The sequence below is a fragment of the Corynebacterium sp. KPL1824 genome (assembly GCF_000478095.1).
GTDB lineage: Bacteria > Actinomycetota > Actinomycetes > Mycobacteriales > Mycobacteriaceae > Corynebacterium > Corynebacterium accolens.
The window spans coordinates 244,982-259,149 of sequence record NZ_KI515749.1; the positions used below are offsets into that span (position 1 = coordinate 244,982).

The following is a 14,168-nucleotide window of genomic DNA, read 5'->3' on the forward strand; positions in this document are numbered from 1 at the left end:
CCGCGGGCCTTTTAGGGGCCCTGCGTACCCTGCGCGCTGCGAGGCACGCCGGAACCGCGGTTAGAACGGCAGCTTGCGGAAGATAGGCTGCGGGATGAACTTGAATGCCAACGAGACGTACTTGAACAGCGGGTGGACGTAGATGGATTGCTTGCCATCCAGTACTGCCTGCACGGTGGCCTTGGCCACGTCAGAGACGTTGACGGTCAGCGGGGCATCGCCGGCCTCGGCCGACATCTTGGTGCGAACCTGACCCGGGCGGACGACGAGCACGTTGGCGCCGGTACCGCGCAGCGCTTCATCCAAGTTGATGTAAAAACCATCCACGCCGGCCTTGGAGGCACCGTAGACAAAGTTGGAGCGGCGCACGCGCATGCCGGCCACCGAGGACATCGCCACGATGGTGCCGTGGCCCTGGTGCTTGAACTTTTCGGCCAACAGCACGCCGACGGAGACGGGCGCGGTGTAGTTGGTCTGGGCGGAAGCTACGGCCTTGTCGTGGTTTTGCCACAGCTCTTCCTGATCCCCCAGGGTGCCAAAGGCCACGATGGCGATATCGACATCGCCGCGCTCCCAGGCCTTATCGATGACCGCCGGGTGCGATTCAAAGTCGGTGGCATCAAAGTCTACGATCTCTACATCCGCGCCGCGGGCCTCCAGGTCAGCCTGCGCCTTTTCGATGCGCGGGGACTGGGCGCGGGCAGCCAGGGTGACCTTGGCGGGGCCGCGCTCAAGGAACTCAGCGACGACGCCGAGGCCGATTTCAGAGGTACCGCCCAAAAGCAGGATGTGCTGGGCTTGGCCTACTGCATTAAGCATGGTTTAAAAATCTCCTTCATGAGGGTGGTGATGAGTCCAGTGATTAGTGCAGCTCGAGGCGGCGGGACATATCGGAGGCAAAGACCCCGGTGGGGTCAATGTCATTGCGGGTCTTGAGCCAGCCTTCTAGGCCCGGGTACATCTGGTGGAAGTTTTCGGCGGAGGTGCGCGATTCCTTTGCCAAGTACAGGCGGCCGCCAAATTCCATGACGCGGCGATCCAGGTCATCGAGAAGCTCGCCCAAGCCCGGGCGGATGGGGAAGTCCACGCAGACGTTCCAGCCCGGCATCGGGTACGACAGCGGCGCGCGGTTTCCTTCGCCGAAGAGCTTGAATACGTTCAGCGCGGAGTAGTGGCCGGAGCGCTGGATATCGCGGATGATCTCCTTGAACGGCTCCACGGCCTCCGTGGGAACGACGAACTGGTACTGCAAAAAGCCCTTGGAACCGTAGCCGCGGTTCCACTCACCAATGAGATCGAGCGGCTGGTAGAACTGCGTCAAGTTCTTGACCTGGTTCTTCGCCGGCGCGCCCATGGTGTAGTAGGCCAAGCCCACAGCGGACAGGCTGAGCTTATTCAGCGTCCAAGACGGGAAGATATCCGGCACGGTCATCAGCTGCGGCGCGTTGAACTTCAGCGGATCCTTCGCCAGCTTGGGGGCCAATTCCTCGAGCTGCGCCAAGGTGGCCAGCGAGCCGCGGGAAATGGTGGAGCGGCCCAGCTTCGGTTCTGGGGAAATGACATCGAACCAGGCGGAGGAATAGGTGTAGTTGTGCTCCGAACCATCCGAGTGGAAGGCAATGGTTTCTTCCAAGTTATCGGTGCGATCTGTATCCGCGATGAAGTAGGCGGTCTCCGTCTTGGTCATGCGGATGGTAGCGCGCAGGATGATGCCGGTAAGGCCCATGCCGCCGATGGTGGCCCAGAAGAGGTCACCGCTCGGGTCATCCTCACTGCCCTCTGGGGTGAGGTGGAGAACGCGGCCATCAGCAACCAGCAGCTCGATGGAGACCACGTGGTTGCCAAAGGAACCGGCGGAGTGGTGGTTCTTGCCGTGGATATCGGGGCCAATGGCGCCGCCGATGGTGACCTGGCGGGTGCCGGGCAGGACCGGAACCCACAGGCCATAGGGCAGCGCGGCCTTCATGAGCTGGTCAAGGGTGACGCCACCATCGACATCGACAAGCGCGGTCTCCGGGTCAATGGAGTGGATCTTGTTCAGCTTTTGCATGTCGATGACCAGGCCGCCACCATTTTGGGCGGGGTCACCATAGGAGCGCCCCATGCCGCGCGCGATGACGCCGCGGCGCAGGTGGGCGGGCTTGTCCGAGTTATCGTCCGCAACCTGTGCCACTGCATTCTTGATGACGTCCACGTCTTCCGTGGACAGCACATGGGCGGTCGTGGGGGCGGTGCGGCCCCAGCCGTGCAGGGACTTTTCGGTGGTATGTAGTTCCATCTCTTACTCTTTGCTCGACGGATTGTATCGATGTACCAGCCTACCTAGCTCATAGTGCGGTGGCTGGAGTGACGTTCGTGATATTTAAAACATCGCGGGGCACACAGGCGGCCCCGAATGGTGTGTTTCAGAGATCCATGATCTCGCGGATTTCTTCCGGCAGCCCTGCTTGGGACTCAATCGTGGGCCCTTGGTAGGTGCCTAAAATCTCGTACACGCGGCGCCGCGAAGTGGAATCCAAAATCGGCATTTCCTCTGCCATCAGGCGCGTCATAAAGGGGCTAAGCGGCAGATTGGTGTGCTCTGTTGCCTCAAAATGCCCGTTGCGCTTATCGTCCTCGGCACGCTCATCTTGAGCGGCTTGCTGGGCCGGCGTCATATGCTCTGTCTTTTCCGAGTACATGCGCAATAGCTTACCGCCGCTTAGAGTGGTCGCTATGACAAACAACCACGAAGTAGCAGAAAAATCCCGCGATAATTATGCCCTCGATGACACCTTGGCAGGCCGAATCACCCAAGCGGCCGCACAGGGCATCGTCACCTCCTACCCAGATTGGATCAAATCCAAAAAAGGCCTTATCACCGCTTACGTTTTGTCCACGATTGGTTTTGGCGCATTGGTGGCCTATACCAACGCCCAGGCCGAAGAGGACGGCGATGAACCGCGCTCACCGCAGGAATTTGCGGATAAGGGCCTGAAACTTTGGGCCATTTTGGCGGCGGTGCTCATCTTGGTGGGCCTTGCTTTGTGGGCCGATGTAGCCGTGTCCCGCAAGGTGGTGTCTTTCCTGCGCAAGCGCGGCGTTAAGCGCCCGTGGACGCTGTTGGGAGCTATCGGCGCGGCGGCGACGTTTATCATCAGCGAGCTTGAAGCGCGCGATATAGAAAAACTGGCTTCTTAAAATTTGCGTATGGTGGGGCCCATGAATGCAGGGGTCACCGATATTGCACAGGCGCGGGCTCGCCGTGCTGACCCGCTGCTGTCATTAAAGCGGGAACCGCTCACCGTCATCTGCCAAGCCTCCAATATCCGCGCGGATGAGGAGGTCCACCGCCAAATCGGCTTTAGCGATGCGCTTACCCTGCATGAGCTGCAGAAAGTGCTGCACATCTGCTTTGGGCTGCCGGATGAAAAGTCCCCGTGGCATTTTTATGAACACACCGATGCCCGCGGTCCGCGCCTTGATCCAGAGCGTCAAGCTTCCGAATTCCTCTGGCGCGAGGGAGACCAGATCGATTTTGTGTGGGGGCTCTGGGACTTTGAGCTGGTGGTCGCGGAAATCTATCCCCGCGATAATGGCACCCCCAGCGCGCTGTGCGTGGGCGGCTCGGGCAGCCTCTTTGCACCCTTTGAACTTACCGCGGTGAACCGGGCATTAACCGGTGAAAAGATCACCGATGAAGTCCTGGCACAGGTTAAACCCCAGGTAAGGGCGCTCATCGAGCGCACCAAGCTTTATGACTTTGTTCCCCTCTTACAGGCCATGGACTTAAACCGTGGAAGCGACCTACCGGCGGCCACCGCCGAGGCACTGGCTAGCCTGCCGCGTGAGGTTACCAACGAGGGCAAGGATGCCTTTTGGTCCATGGCCTTGGCGCTATCCTGCATGGGCGGTGACGAGCTGACCGATTCCGTGGTGGAAACCACCATGGATGCCTTGGGCTGGGTCAACGATGATGGCAACACCTTGAAAGGCGCGGAGATTCGCGCGCTGTGCGATGCCTCCTTGCACCAGCTATCCCAGATTGGTGCCTACGGCAAGGACGCCGCCGCGCCGGTGTACCGCCTAGACATGTACCGCGCGCTGCTGCGCGGGTAAGCTAACTGCCTGTGACTAATCCACTTGAAGATGCTGCAGAAGTAAAGCGCCCCTCCAGCTCTTTGAAGCAGCAGCTGGTGCGATTTATTGCGGTAGGCGTCTTTGCCGCCGTCATTGACTATGGGTTGACGCTGTTATTGACCCATCTAGGTCTGCACCGCTCTGGGGCGAAGGCGATTGGTTGGGTCTTTGGCACCATCGCTGCCTACCTGGCCAATGCGCGCTGGACCTTTGGAACGAAGGTGTCCGGCCGCACGGCCGCGACGGTGGGCGTGTTATACGTATCCACCTTTGCCGTGCAGAATTTCTTGTACTGGGTGCTCAATGAGCCGCTGATTTCCTTAGGCTTTGAGGGCGCGGTGAAAGACACCATCGCCTTTGTCATTGCCCAGGGCGTGGCGACGGTGACCAACTTTGCCATCCAGCGGGTCTTTATCTTTAAAGAAAAGTAGGTCTGCTGCGCCTTAGGAGCGAGTGCCGGGGCGGCGGAAATCCTCGCGGCGCCCGCGGTTGTGCAGCTTGAGCCACTCCAGGAAGCCTGCCGGATCGTGGCGTTGGACCAAGAAGAACCAGCCAAAGCGGGCAAATTCCTGGGGCAAAAGCTTGCGCATGCCGCGCTGCCACAGCAGGTAGCCGCGGTTGCGGTAGGTGAAATAGCGCTTGAACTCGCCTTCTGGGTACTGGGTATGCATCTTGCCGCCCAGGATGGGCTTGAATTCATCCGAGCCATCTGGGTGCAGGTAGCTGGTGGTCAAGGCGGTGCCGAAGGACAGCCCGGAGTTGACCAAGCGGCGGTGGTATTCCACCTCATCGCCGCGGATGAAGAGGCGATAATCCGGCACGCCGATGGTTTGCATCGCCGCGGCGGAAATCAGGGCGCCGTTAAACAGAGAGGCGATGCCGGGCAGGAAGTCTCCCTCGAGTTCCTCCATGCGGCGGCGCCACACCAACCCTTGGCGCAACGGGAAGGCCAGGCGGCCGGGATCGTCGATATTGCACACGGCAGGTGAGACTTCGTGCAGGTTATTATTTCCTGCCACGCGGTAGAGCTCTTCTAATACGCCGTAATCGGCGGGGCGGCCATCATCATCGGCGCACCACACGGCGTCGGCACCGAGCGATAGCGCGGTAAGAAAACCGAGGGCGAAACCGCCCGCACCGCCCAGGTTGGTCTTGGACGGCACATAGACCGCTCGATCACCTGCCAGGGATTCCACCGCGTCACGGACCGCATCTTCGGCGCCATTATCCACCACGATGACCCACTCGACGGGGTGGGTTTGGTTGACTACCTTTTCGAGCGAGGCGCGCAGCAAGTCCGCGCGCTGGTGAGTGACAATGACGGCAGCGGTGGTACCGGTGGAATCAAGGGTGGCAGTCATGCGTTCCATCTTGCCACCGGGGAATGGATCTGCCGCGGATAAACACTCCGCGTGGGCTAAGCTGACTTTCTATGGAAAGCATGTGGCCACCGTTCGGGCTAAGGATATACGCGAGCGATACTACCCACCCCGGCATCGAACTCCGCGTGATGCGCGATGAGGATATTGCGGCAATCGCCGGTGTGGCGGCAGAGGATATCTACGGCGCAGACATTCCGGATTATGCCTTTCCGTGGCTCTTTAAGCCCGGGATGAATACGCCTGCAGCGGCGGCCCAGTTCCGGTGGACCAACCGCGCGCAGCTGCGCCCAGAGAAATGGTCCTTGGATTTCATCGTGCGCGAGGTGCATTCGGGGGAAATCCTGGGCACCATCGATGCGCGGGCGCAGGACTTTGCTATGGCGCGAGAAATCGCGACCGGTTCCTGGGTCTTTCACCGGTTCCAGGGCCAGGGTGTGGGCACGCTCATCCGGCACGCGGTGGTGGCCTTTGGGCTCGATTACCTGGGTGCGCAGGCGATGACCACGAGCTGGGTGGCACAGAATGAGGCCTCGGCGCGGGTGAGCCAGAAGCTGGGTTACCAGGGGGTTTCTGAAGGAGAAGAAAAGGCGGGGCCAGAGAATAGTTCGCAGCGGCACGTGACTGCGCGCGTGGAGGCCGACACCTATAAACGCCCGGATGACCTGCACGTGGAGGTCTCCGGGCTGAGCCAGCAGCTGCTAGGGATGCTGCGCTAGCTTCTACCCGGCTGCCTCTTCGCCCTCAAAGCGCTGGCGCAGATCGCGCACGTATTCGCCTACTTCTGGGCCCTCGTACTGGCCCACAACTTCAGATACCTCGCCCACGGATCGGATTTCGCCGTGATCGATCCACAGCGCGGTATTGCACAGCTGCGCCAAAAAGTCATTGGAGTGGGAGGCAAAGACCAAAATACCGGAGCGCTTAACCAGCTCTTGCAGGCGCACGCGGGCCTTGGCCATGAAGGCGGCGTCGACGGCGCCGATGCCCTCATCCAGCAGCAGGATTTCCGGCTCGATGGAGGTCACCACGCCGAGTGCCAGGCGCACGCGCATACCGGTGGAGTAGGTGCGCAGGGGCATCGATAAGTAATCGCCCAGCTCGGAGAACTCCGCGATCTCATCCATCTTTTTCTTCATCTGCTTGATGGATTGGCCCAAAAACAGCCCGCGGATGATGATGTTGTCGTAGCCGGATACCTCTGGGTCCATGCCCACGCCCAAGTCAAAGACGGGGGCGACGCGCCCGCGGACATCGGCAGTACCGCGCGTGGGCTCGTAGATGCCGGAGAGCAGGCGCAGCAGCGTGGACTTGCCGGCGCCATTGTGGCCAACGAGCCCGACGCGATCGCCTTCGCGCAGGTGCAGGTTAATATCCCGCAGCGCCTCAACCACCACGGTGTTGTGGGCATTTTTCCCAATGGCACCGCCCGCGGTAGAAAGCATGGCCTTTTTTAGGGAGCGGGATTTGGCATCAAAGATGGGAAAGTCCACGCACGCGTTATACGTATCGATTGAGACCATCAGTTTTTATCCTTTCAACGAGCCTCATGGTGGGGTGGGAGACAAGGACGGGAAGCTATACCCAGTAGCTCACGCGGAAGCGCCACTTGCGCATGACTAGCCCGGCGATGAACAAGCCGATTGCGGTGCAGCCGATGACGATCCACCAGTGGTAGGCAGCAACGGGTTCCCCAATCATTGGGGCGCGCACGATTTCCAGGTAGTGATACAGCGGGTTGATTTCCGCGATGCGGGCGCGGTCTGCCACCGCACCGCCTTGGTCCTTGAGCGTATTGGTCATCCAGACAATCGGGGTGACGTAGAACAATAGCTGCGTCAGGGCCTCTAGCAGCGGGGCAACATCGCGAAAGCGCGTGGCGATGATGCCAAAGAACATGGTGACCCACACACCGTTGATGAGCAGGAGGAGCAGCCCGGGGATGAAGAGGAAGAATTCCCAGCCCAGGTTGCGCGGGAAGATCATAATGAGCAAGAGCCAGATGATGAGGTTATGGCCCAAAAACAGCGTTTGGCGCCACACCAGGCGGTACACGTGCACCGAAAGCGGGGCGGGAAGCTGCTTAATCAGTCCCTCATTTTCAATAAAGACCGTGGCGCCTTCCTTGATGCAGCCCGAGATGAAGGTCCACATAATAAGGCCCACGGTGACGTGGGGAAGGAATTCCGCGACGGGAATCTGGAAAAGCATGGAATACAGCAGGCCCAAGGCAAGCGCCATCACACCGGTGGCGATGGTGATCCAGAACGGGCCAAGGACAGAGCGGCGGTAGCGCTGCTTGATATCTTGCAGGCCCAGCTTGAACCACAGCTCACGCTGCTGTGCACCCCGCGTAAGGTCCGCGAAAGCAGCCTTGAGGGTCATGGACTGGGACGCTGGGACGGCCTCGCCTTCTGGCTGGGAGGTCATGCGGGCGATATCAGCGCGCAGTTGATTGTTATCTTGCACGCCCAACACCCTAGCGCGCGTGCTGGGCAAACGGGGAACTACACGCCGCTAGCCTGCGAAAACAGCGATGCCCAGGGAAAATTCAGATTTGGGAAACTGAAGCCAAATGCGTATACAGTAGGGAATCGACCGCCACGTGGTGGCAGTTGTTCAGCGCGATGAAGAAGGGGACCTAATGCCAGCAGCTTCGGCACACTATGACGTCTTTAGTGCGCGAGGTTTGTACACCGGGCTATCTGATGGCTGGACGTACCTCAACGCGCACGCGGTGCCCCAAATTTCGGAGCGCGTGACCTCCGGCGTTGCCCGGTCCTTCCGGATGGCGACGGCGGTAGCGACGCAAGAGGGCCCAGGCGGCGCCCACTCGGCCGCGCCAGAGCCGGGTCGGTTGGCAGGCGATGGCAACTACGCGGCAGCGCGCATGGCCATTGCGGATCTCACCGGTTCCAAGGCGGACCGCGTGGTCCTTGGCCCATCCTTGCCCGTGCTGTATCAATCCTTAGCGCGCGCGGCACGCCCGCTATTGGGCAGCAACTCCTCGGTGGTGCTGTCCAAGCTGGACCCGCCCACGCTGTATTCCGCTTTTTCTGAGGTGCGCGCCGATATCCGCTGGGCGCAGCCGGATCTGGGCACCGGCGAATTGCCGGGGTTCCAGTTCGCGGAGCTTGTCGATGGCTCCACCAGGCTCGTCTCCTTTTCCGCCGCGCATGAGCTTCTGGGCACGGTATCCCCGGCCGAGGAGATCATTGACACGGTGCGGGGGCGCTCGCGTGCCTGGACGCTTCTCGATGTCTCCGCAATCGCGCCCTACCGCCCCATCCGCTTCGATGAGCTGGGCGCGGATATTGTGGGTATCGATATCGGGCTGCTGGGCGGGCCGCAGATGGCCGCCTTGGTCTTCCGCGATACGCGCATGCTCCGCCGCCTGGATGCCCTAAATCCCATTTATTCCAAGGAAGACGGCCGCAAGCTAGAAACCCCCGTCTCCTCCGGCTTGGCCGGCGGCGTGGGGCCACTGGTAGACCACCTCGCGGCCCTGGCCGGTGGGGATAAGGGATCGCGCCGGGTGCGGCTTAATAAGTCCATGACCGCCTTGAATGCATACCTCGAGGACTTGCGCGCGGATCTGTACTCATTTTTGAGCACGCTTCCCGCCGTGCACATCCTGGGTATTACCGGCGAGGCAGCAGCGGGTGCGTCCGATAATCGCTTGCCGCGCCTTACCTTTGCAGTCCAGGGCGTGCCCGCGGAGACGGTGTACAAGCGCCTCTTTGATAATGGGCTCGTCACCACCCTGGCCCCGCAAACGCCGCTGCTTACGGAAATGGGCGTGGAAGAGATCGGCGGTGCCGTCACCGTGGCATTAGGCCCGTTTAATACCCACTACGATATCGAGCACCTCGTTCGCGTCGTTGCCTCGCTCGCCTAGGTTCGCTTGAGTAAGGCGCGCCGGGAAGCTACACCGTAAGGACCAGAGTGCCCGTGACCTCGCCGCTATCGAGGGCTTCGTGGGCTTGGGCGGCATCGGCAAGCGGGTACGTGCCATGCAGCGCGTGCTTAACGCGGCCATCTTCCAACATGGGCCAGACGTTTTCGATGGTGCCGGCGACGATTTCTGCCTTATCGTCCAAGTCACGCGCGCGCAGCGTCGTGCCCTGAATAGTCAGACGCTTCGGCAGCATGGGGGCTAAGTTGATATCCGCCTTGGTGCCGCCCTGCATGCCAATGATGATGAGCTTGCCGTCCTTGGCCAGGCACTTCATGTTCTTTTCCAGGTACTTCGCGCCGATGATATCCAGGATGACATCGCAGCTTCCCTTGAGCTCGTCCACAAAGTCCTGCTCTTTGTAGTTGATGAGAATATCCGCGCCGAGCTCGCGGCAGCGGTCCAACTTTTCTTGCGAACCGGCGGTGACTGCGACCTCTGCTCCCAGCGCCTTGGCTACTTGGATGGCAAAGGTGCCGATGCCGCCGCCACCGCCGTGGATGAGCACGCGCTGTCCCTCGTGCAGGCCCGCCTCGATGCCCAAGTTGGACCACACGGTGCAGCCGACCTCAACCACGGCCGCGGTTTCTTCCAAGCTAAATCCCTTGGGCAGCGGAAGGAGTTGACCCTGCGGTACCGCGACGTATTCTGCATAGCCGCCACCTGCGAGCAAACAGCCGACCTCGGTACCGGTTTCCCAATCCGTATCGCCGGCATCCTCAATCACGCCGGTGGCCTCTAGGCCAATGATTTCCGATGCCCCTGGTGGCGGCGGGTACGCGCCCATCGTCTGCAGAATATCGCCGCGATTGACGCCCGCTGCCTTCACCTTCACCAGTACCTCGCCGGATCGCAGCTCAGGAACGTCTACGTCCTGCAGCTCTAGCGACCGTGGGGTATCAGGATCGGTTTGGACGATTGCCTTCATCTGTGTAGCACTCATACCGCCAATCTAATGGAGAAGGTGTGGTGTGCGCCACGTCCATTTCCTCGTGGGGCAATGTGATTCGCGCGGAACCGTTTAGTAAGCTAACCAAGTTGCCTTTTCGGCACGATGGAGACGTGGCAGAGCGGCCGAATGCACCGGTCTTGAAAACCGGCGAGGTTTATTCCTCCGCGGGTTCAAATCCCGCCGTCTCCGCAGGTGTCATGAGTCGCGACATGCTTGACAGGTCAGTCGCGACATCGTTGACAAACCGGCATCTCAGTTGTTTTTGTTCTGGGTGCCGGTTTTCTTGTTATTTGGGGTTTAGGGGTGGGTCCCCTTTTTTCCAGTAGGGCTTTTGGTAGTCGCGGGCTGTGTCGATGTAGTGCTCGGTGATGATTTCTCCGGTCGCAGCTAGTGATGTGGTTGTCGGCGATGGCCATGAGGATTTTTGTTTCTTGAATGCGCGCCCGATGCCTAGGTGGAAGAGTTTGCCGTCGTAGCGGATGGTGACTTTGCCTTCTGTCCCAGACGATGTCTTTTCTGGTGCGCCATTCTTGTGTGGGATTGTTGAGGCTGGCTTTTGCCTAGGCCCACCCCACGAAATTAATACCCCCATACATGACCTTCGCTGCCTCTTACCAGATTACAGAGACAACTACAAGGCGTAACACCGAGACCCCCACCTTGCCCAAATGGGGCGGAAGCTCTCAGTTTCTTACACTGTCGAGACTGTATGTGCAGCATGAATGTTTAGATTAGGGTCTAATATACCCCCATATAGGTTGGTTCGAGTGTCGTTCCAGGATTTGAAAATCAAGGCTGTGCATGTGTTACCTGGCGTTTTGGTGAATTATTTAGGTTTTAAGAAGGTTGCGTCCATTAGTGTGGTGTATCTGTAACCCGTGGTAAGCCTCGTGCCGGTGCACAATAAGGCGACCATCACGGGTACCTTTCGAATCAACTTCAACCTATCCTCGAAAGGAATATAACCGCGATGGCCGCTAACCCCCATCATATCGATCCCACTGCGTATCTGGAAGAATTGCTCACCCAAGCCTCCCCAGACTTGATGCGCCAGATGCTGACAGACTTCATTAACCAGATACTTTCAGCTCAGGCTGACACGGTCTGCGGCGCTGATTACGCCACGGTATCTCCACAACGGACTAATACCCGCAATGGCTACCGTCACCGCTCCTTAGACACCAGGGTAGGCAGCATTGATGTTGCTATCCCGAAGCTACGTCACGGCGCATTCTTTCCCGACTGGCTCTTAGAAAGGCGCACACGCACCGAAAGAGCCCTGACTACCGTGATAGCCACGTGTTATCTCAAAGGGGTCTCCACTAGACGCATGAATGATTTGGTGGCCACGCTGGGTATTAACAATCTGTCGAAATCACAAGTTTCTGACATGGCCAAAGAACTTGACGAGATGGTCGCTGACTTTAGAGCCCGCCCACTGGATTCAGGACCGTATTACTACTTGTCCTGTGACGCGTTGACCATGAAAGTCCGCGAAGGCGGACGGGTCGTTAAAACCAGTGTGCTTATCGCTACCGGTGTTAACAACGACGGCTACCGTGAACTACTAGGCATGCAGGTCGCAACATCAGAATCCGTGGAATCATGGACCGGATTCTTCCAAGACCTCAAAGCCCGTGGTCTTGGCGAAGTCTATCTCGTCACCAGCGATGCGCACCTAGGAATCCAAGCAGCTGTTGGTCAAGTACTGCCTACTGCAGGTTGGCAACGCTGCCGGACACATTTTGCTAAGAACTTGTCGTCAAAAGTGTCAAAACGCCAGTGGACAACACTATCGGGAATGTTTCACTCCATCTTCCAGCAAACCGACGCGCAAGCTACCTGGGACCAAGCCCGCCAAGTCGTAGATTTCTGCACGCAGCGTTTCCCCGACGCAGCTGACTACCTGGAAGAATCATTAGATGAGATTCTCGCGTTTACAACCACGCCCAAAGCTGTATGGACGAAGGTATGGTCCAATAATCCAACGGAGCGTTTGAACCGTGAAATCAGGCGGCGTACCGACGTTGTAGGAATCTTTCCCAACCGCGCAGCTATCATACGCCTCGTCGGCGCGATACTAGCTGAACAGCATGACGACTGGATTCAGCAGAAACGCTATATGTCACTAGCAAGCTTGGAACACACCCGACGCCTGATAGCTACCAACACCATCCACACCAACGACGAAGACACCATCGAGGCAGCCTCCTAATGAGCCAACATCAACCCCGAGCCGGACCCCAACACCGACCCTGACACTGTCCCCCGATTCACAGATTCAGAAAGGACAGATACACCACTCCACCGGACTTGACCTTTAAGAAAGTTCCTAAATATTTAACTATGGACTACCCGTATGTATAAGGCTACCCTAACCTTATCTGTCAATTATCTGGTGTTTAGCTGTTTTTAAATGCGGTGGCGGGAAAGGGCTACGGATGAAATTCGCTAAGAAGTTGACTGCAACTATTGCGGTATGTGCCAGTGTTACTTTTGCTGGTGCTGGTGTTTCAAGCGCCAAGGTTTTTCACGGCCATTGGATTGGTGGCCGTATTGAAGAGGCGTATCACCGGCTTGGTGGGTGGCAGACTTTTGGTGACGCTACAACTGATGAGCGTGTAGCTAAAAATAATGGTCGGTTCCAGGTGTTTGCTAAGGATGCCTCCATTTATTGGCATGCTGGTGTTGATAATGGAATTGCTCACCAAGTGGGTGGGCGTATTCGCAATAAGTGGGGAGATCTTGGCTGGGAAGGCGCGGCCTTGTGATATCCCATTACGGATGAGTTGAAGACCCCTGATGGTAAGGGGCGGTTCAATCATTTTCAGGGCGGGTCTATCTACTGGTCGCCAGAGACTGATGCTCATCAAGTGTGGGGAGGCATTCGCGATAAATGGGCTCAGCAAGGCTGGGAGACCGGTGAGCTAGGGTACCCAACCACCGATGAGTTGCTTACCCCGGAAAAGACTGGGCGCTACAACCATTTTCAAGGCGGATCTATTTACTGGTCACAAGCTAGCGGAGGCCACAGTATTTCTGGCCCCATTCGGGATTTCTGGGGAAGTCAGGGATGGGAACGTAGCTCTTTGAAGTTTCCCACATCGGAAAAATACGCTGCAGGCGGAGGCATAAAGCAGGATTTCCAGGGCGGATCTATTCAGTATTTTAAGCCTACTGGCAAGGCCCTAGAGGCTTATGACAATCAAAATATTTCAAGCTACCGTCAGATTTATCCACTGTTTAACACCGCCGACTTCAAGCGGTGGCATGCAGCCGGGGTCTATCGAGAGGTTATCCAAAACATGGATAAATACTTTCCCCTCTCAGGGTGTCCTGACGAAATTACCGAGGGCTCTGTATGCACTTTTACCGGTGTGGGCGGAGCTAAAAGCAAAGTAACCGTAGAACGTATCTCTGATGAGGGATTCTCACTGGTTACTGCTAGCGATCATCCTGAAGGCGGCGGCAGAACACTAAACATCCGATTCGATGAAGTAACTTCCCCCAATGCCGGTGATGACAATGTTGTCTTTGACAACGACAGCGTAGAAACTTCCTACACCGGCTCTGACAAAACATGGGTTCGTCTCGTAGTTGAATCCTTTGGTCCGACACAGACCTCAAAGGTTCAAGGTCCTTTTAGCTCCGATCACATTGGTTCACAGGTATGGAGCAAGTTTGCCGGAACTGTGCGTTCAACAATTGACTCTTCCTCGACGACGTATATCCCGTTGGCACAGTAGCCACAGTGTTTATCCAT

Annotated in this window: 15 protein-coding genes and 1 tRNA gene; 9 read left to right on the plus strand and 7 right to left on the minus strand. The window is 58.2% G+C overall.

Annotated features, from left to right (window positions below):
- Positions 1 to 60: 60 nt before the first annotated feature.
- The 3 genes from HMPREF1267_RS01075 to HMPREF1267_RS01085 form a co-directional block, all read right to left on the minus strand.
- The gene (locus tag HMPREF1267_RS01075; protein ID WP_023028107.1) at positions 61 to 819 is read right to left on the minus strand and encodes a decaprenylphospho-beta-D-erythro-pentofuranosid-2-ulose 2-reductase; all 759 of its coding nucleotides are present in this window, start codon (positions 817 to 819) and stop codon (positions 61 to 63) included.
- A gap of 43 nt (positions 820 to 862) precedes the next feature.
- On the minus strand, positions 863 to 2,278 hold the full coding sequence (locus HMPREF1267_RS01080) for an FAD-binding oxidoreductase (protein WP_023028108.1): 1,416 nt from the start codon (positions 2,276 to 2,278) through the stop codon (positions 863 to 865).
- Positions 2,279 to 2,405: 127 nt separating this feature from the next.
- Positions 2,406 to 2,681, minus strand: coding sequence for a hypothetical protein (locus tag HMPREF1267_RS01085; RefSeq protein WP_023028109.1), 276 nt, complete (start codon positions 2,679 to 2,681; stop codon positions 2,406 to 2,408).
- A gap of 34 nt (positions 2,682 to 2,715) precedes the next feature.
- Here HMPREF1267_RS01085 and HMPREF1267_RS01090 point away from each other — a divergent pair, with 34 nt between their 5' ends.
- From HMPREF1267_RS01090 to HMPREF1267_RS01100, 3 genes are read left to right on the plus strand one after another with little or no spacing between them, the layout of a single operon-like run.
- Positions 2,716 to 3,180 (plus strand): hypothetical protein, encoded by a 465-nt coding sequence (locus tag HMPREF1267_RS01090; protein ID WP_023028110.1) that lies wholly within the window; start codon positions 2,716 to 2,718, stop codon positions 3,178 to 3,180.
- Between the two features lie 9 nt (positions 3,181 to 3,189).
- On the plus strand, positions 3,190 to 4,098 hold the full coding sequence (locus HMPREF1267_RS01095; RefSeq protein ID WP_005276310.1) for a hypothetical protein: 909 nt from the start codon (positions 3,190 to 3,192) through the stop codon (positions 4,096 to 4,098).
- Between the two features lie 11 nt (positions 4,099 to 4,109).
- Complete coding sequence (locus HMPREF1267_RS01100; RefSeq protein WP_005280656.1) at positions 4,110 to 4,550, plus strand: GtrA family protein; 441 nt, start codon at positions 4,110 to 4,112, stop codon at positions 4,548 to 4,550.
- A 12-nt stretch (positions 4,551 to 4,562) separates the two neighbouring features.
- On the opposite strand, the gene HMPREF1267_RS01105 is transcribed toward HMPREF1267_RS01100, so the two are convergent.
- Positions 4,563 to 5,489 carry a glycosyltransferase gene (locus HMPREF1267_RS01105; RefSeq protein WP_198011985.1) on the minus strand — a complete coding sequence of 309 codons (927 nt, stop codon included), beginning with the start codon at positions 5,487 to 5,489 and terminating at the stop codon, positions 4,563 to 4,565.
- A gap of 62 nt (positions 5,490 to 5,551) precedes the next feature.
- Here HMPREF1267_RS01105 and HMPREF1267_RS01110 point away from each other — a divergent pair, with 62 nt between their 5' ends.
- Positions 5,552 to 6,217, plus strand: a complete 666-nt coding sequence (locus HMPREF1267_RS01110; protein ID WP_034666764.1) for a GNAT family N-acetyltransferase — start codon at positions 5,552 to 5,554, stop codon at positions 6,215 to 6,217.
- A gap of 3 nt (positions 6,218 to 6,220) precedes the next feature.
- On the opposite strand, the gene HMPREF1267_RS01115 is transcribed toward HMPREF1267_RS01110, so the two are convergent.
- Both HMPREF1267_RS01115 and HMPREF1267_RS01120 read right to left on the minus strand, forming a co-directional pair.
- Entirely contained in the window at positions 6,221 to 7,021 is an 801-nt protein-coding gene (locus HMPREF1267_RS01115) for an ABC transporter ATP-binding protein (protein WP_005276318.1), read from the minus strand.
- A 55-nt stretch (positions 7,022 to 7,076) separates the two neighbouring features.
- Positions 7,077 to 7,928: an ABC transporter permease gene (locus HMPREF1267_RS01120; RefSeq protein WP_042404151.1), complete on the minus strand. Its 852-nt coding sequence runs from the start codon at positions 7,926 to 7,928 to the stop codon at positions 7,077 to 7,079.
- A gap of 214 nt (positions 7,929 to 8,142) precedes the next feature.
- On the opposite strand from HMPREF1267_RS01120, the gene HMPREF1267_RS01125 reads away from it, so the two are divergent.
- Complete coding sequence (locus tag HMPREF1267_RS01125) at positions 8,143 to 9,396, plus strand: aminotransferase class V-fold PLP-dependent enzyme (protein ID WP_023016519.1); 1,254 nt, start codon at positions 8,143 to 8,145, stop codon at positions 9,394 to 9,396.
- Positions 9,397 to 9,424: 28 nt separating this feature from the next.
- On the opposite strand, the gene HMPREF1267_RS01130 is transcribed toward HMPREF1267_RS01125, so the two are convergent.
- The gene (locus tag HMPREF1267_RS01130; protein WP_023028113.1) at positions 9,425 to 10,381 is read right to left on the minus strand and encodes an NAD(P)H-quinone oxidoreductase; all 957 of its coding nucleotides are present in this window, start codon (positions 10,379 to 10,381) and stop codon (positions 9,425 to 9,427) included.
- 128 nt (positions 10,382 to 10,509) lie between these two features.
- Between HMPREF1267_RS01130 and HMPREF1267_RS01135 the strand changes: the two genes are divergently transcribed.
- From HMPREF1267_RS01135 to HMPREF1267_RS01145, 4 genes are all read left to right on the plus strand, one after another.
- A tRNA-Ser gene (locus HMPREF1267_RS01135) sits at positions 10,510 to 10,594 on the plus strand.
- 781 nt (positions 10,595 to 11,375) lie between these two features.
- The gene (locus tag HMPREF1267_RS01140) at positions 11,376 to 12,620 is read left to right on the plus strand and encodes an IS256 family transposase (protein ID WP_023028115.1); all 1,245 of its coding nucleotides are present in this window, start codon (positions 11,376 to 11,378) and stop codon (positions 12,618 to 12,620) included.
- A gap of 226 nt (positions 12,621 to 12,846) precedes the next feature.
- Positions 12,847 to 13,176, plus strand: coding sequence for a hypothetical protein (locus HMPREF1267_RS13270; protein WP_232215087.1), 330 nt, complete (start codon positions 12,847 to 12,849; stop codon positions 13,174 to 13,176).
- A 6-nt stretch (positions 13,177 to 13,182) separates the two neighbouring features.
- On the plus strand, positions 13,183 to 14,151 hold the full coding sequence (locus HMPREF1267_RS01145; protein WP_255343687.1) for an LGFP repeat-containing protein: 969 nt from the start codon (positions 13,183 to 13,185) through the stop codon (positions 14,149 to 14,151).
- Positions 14,152 to 14,168: the final 17 nt, after the last annotated feature.

Coding starts and splice junctions, on each gene's coding strand:
- HMPREF1267_RS01080 (WP_023028108.1), bottom strand. CDS start 2,278: ATGGAACTACATACCACCGAAAAGTCCCTGCACGGCTGGGGCCGCACC.
- HMPREF1267_RS01120 (WP_042404151.1), bottom strand. CDS start 7,928: ATGACCTCCCAGCCAGAAGGCGAGGCCGTCCCAGCGTCCCAGTCCATG.
- HMPREF1267_RS01130 (WP_023028113.1), bottom strand. CDS start 10,381: ATGAAGGCAATCGTCCAAACCGATCCTGATACCCCACGGTCGCTAGAG.
- HMPREF1267_RS01105 (WP_198011985.1), bottom strand. CDS start 5,489: ATGGAACGCATGACTGCCACCCTTGATTCCACCGGTACCACCGCTGCC.
- HMPREF1267_RS01125 (WP_023016519.1), top strand. CDS start 8,143: ATGCCAGCAGCTTCGGCACACTATGACGTCTTTAGTGCGCGAGGTTTG.
- HMPREF1267_RS01090 (WP_023028110.1), top strand. CDS start 2,716: ATGACAAACAACCACGAAGTAGCAGAAAAATCCCGCGATAATTATGCC.
- HMPREF1267_RS01085 (WP_023028109.1), bottom strand. CDS start 2,681: ATGTACTCGGAAAAGACAGAGCATATGACGCCGGCCCAGCAAGCCGCT.
- HMPREF1267_RS01095 (WP_005276310.1), top strand. CDS start 3,190: ATGGTGGGGCCCATGAATGCAGGGGTCACCGATATTGCACAGGCGCGG.
- HMPREF1267_RS01115 (WP_005276318.1), bottom strand. CDS start 7,021: ATGGTCTCAATCGATACGTATAACGCGTGCGTGGACTTTCCCATCTTT.
- HMPREF1267_RS01140 (WP_023028115.1), top strand. CDS start 11,376: ATGGCCGCTAACCCCCATCATATCGATCCCACTGCGTATCTGGAAGAA.
- HMPREF1267_RS01075 (WP_023028107.1), bottom strand. CDS start 819: ATGCTTAATGCAGTAGGCCAAGCCCAGCACATCCTGCTTTTGGGCGGT.
- HMPREF1267_RS01110 (WP_034666764.1), top strand. CDS start 5,552: ATGGAAAGCATGTGGCCACCGTTCGGGCTAAGGATATACGCGAGCGAT.
- HMPREF1267_RS13270 (WP_232215087.1), top strand. CDS start 12,847: ATGAAATTCGCTAAGAAGTTGACTGCAACTATTGCGGTATGTGCCAGT.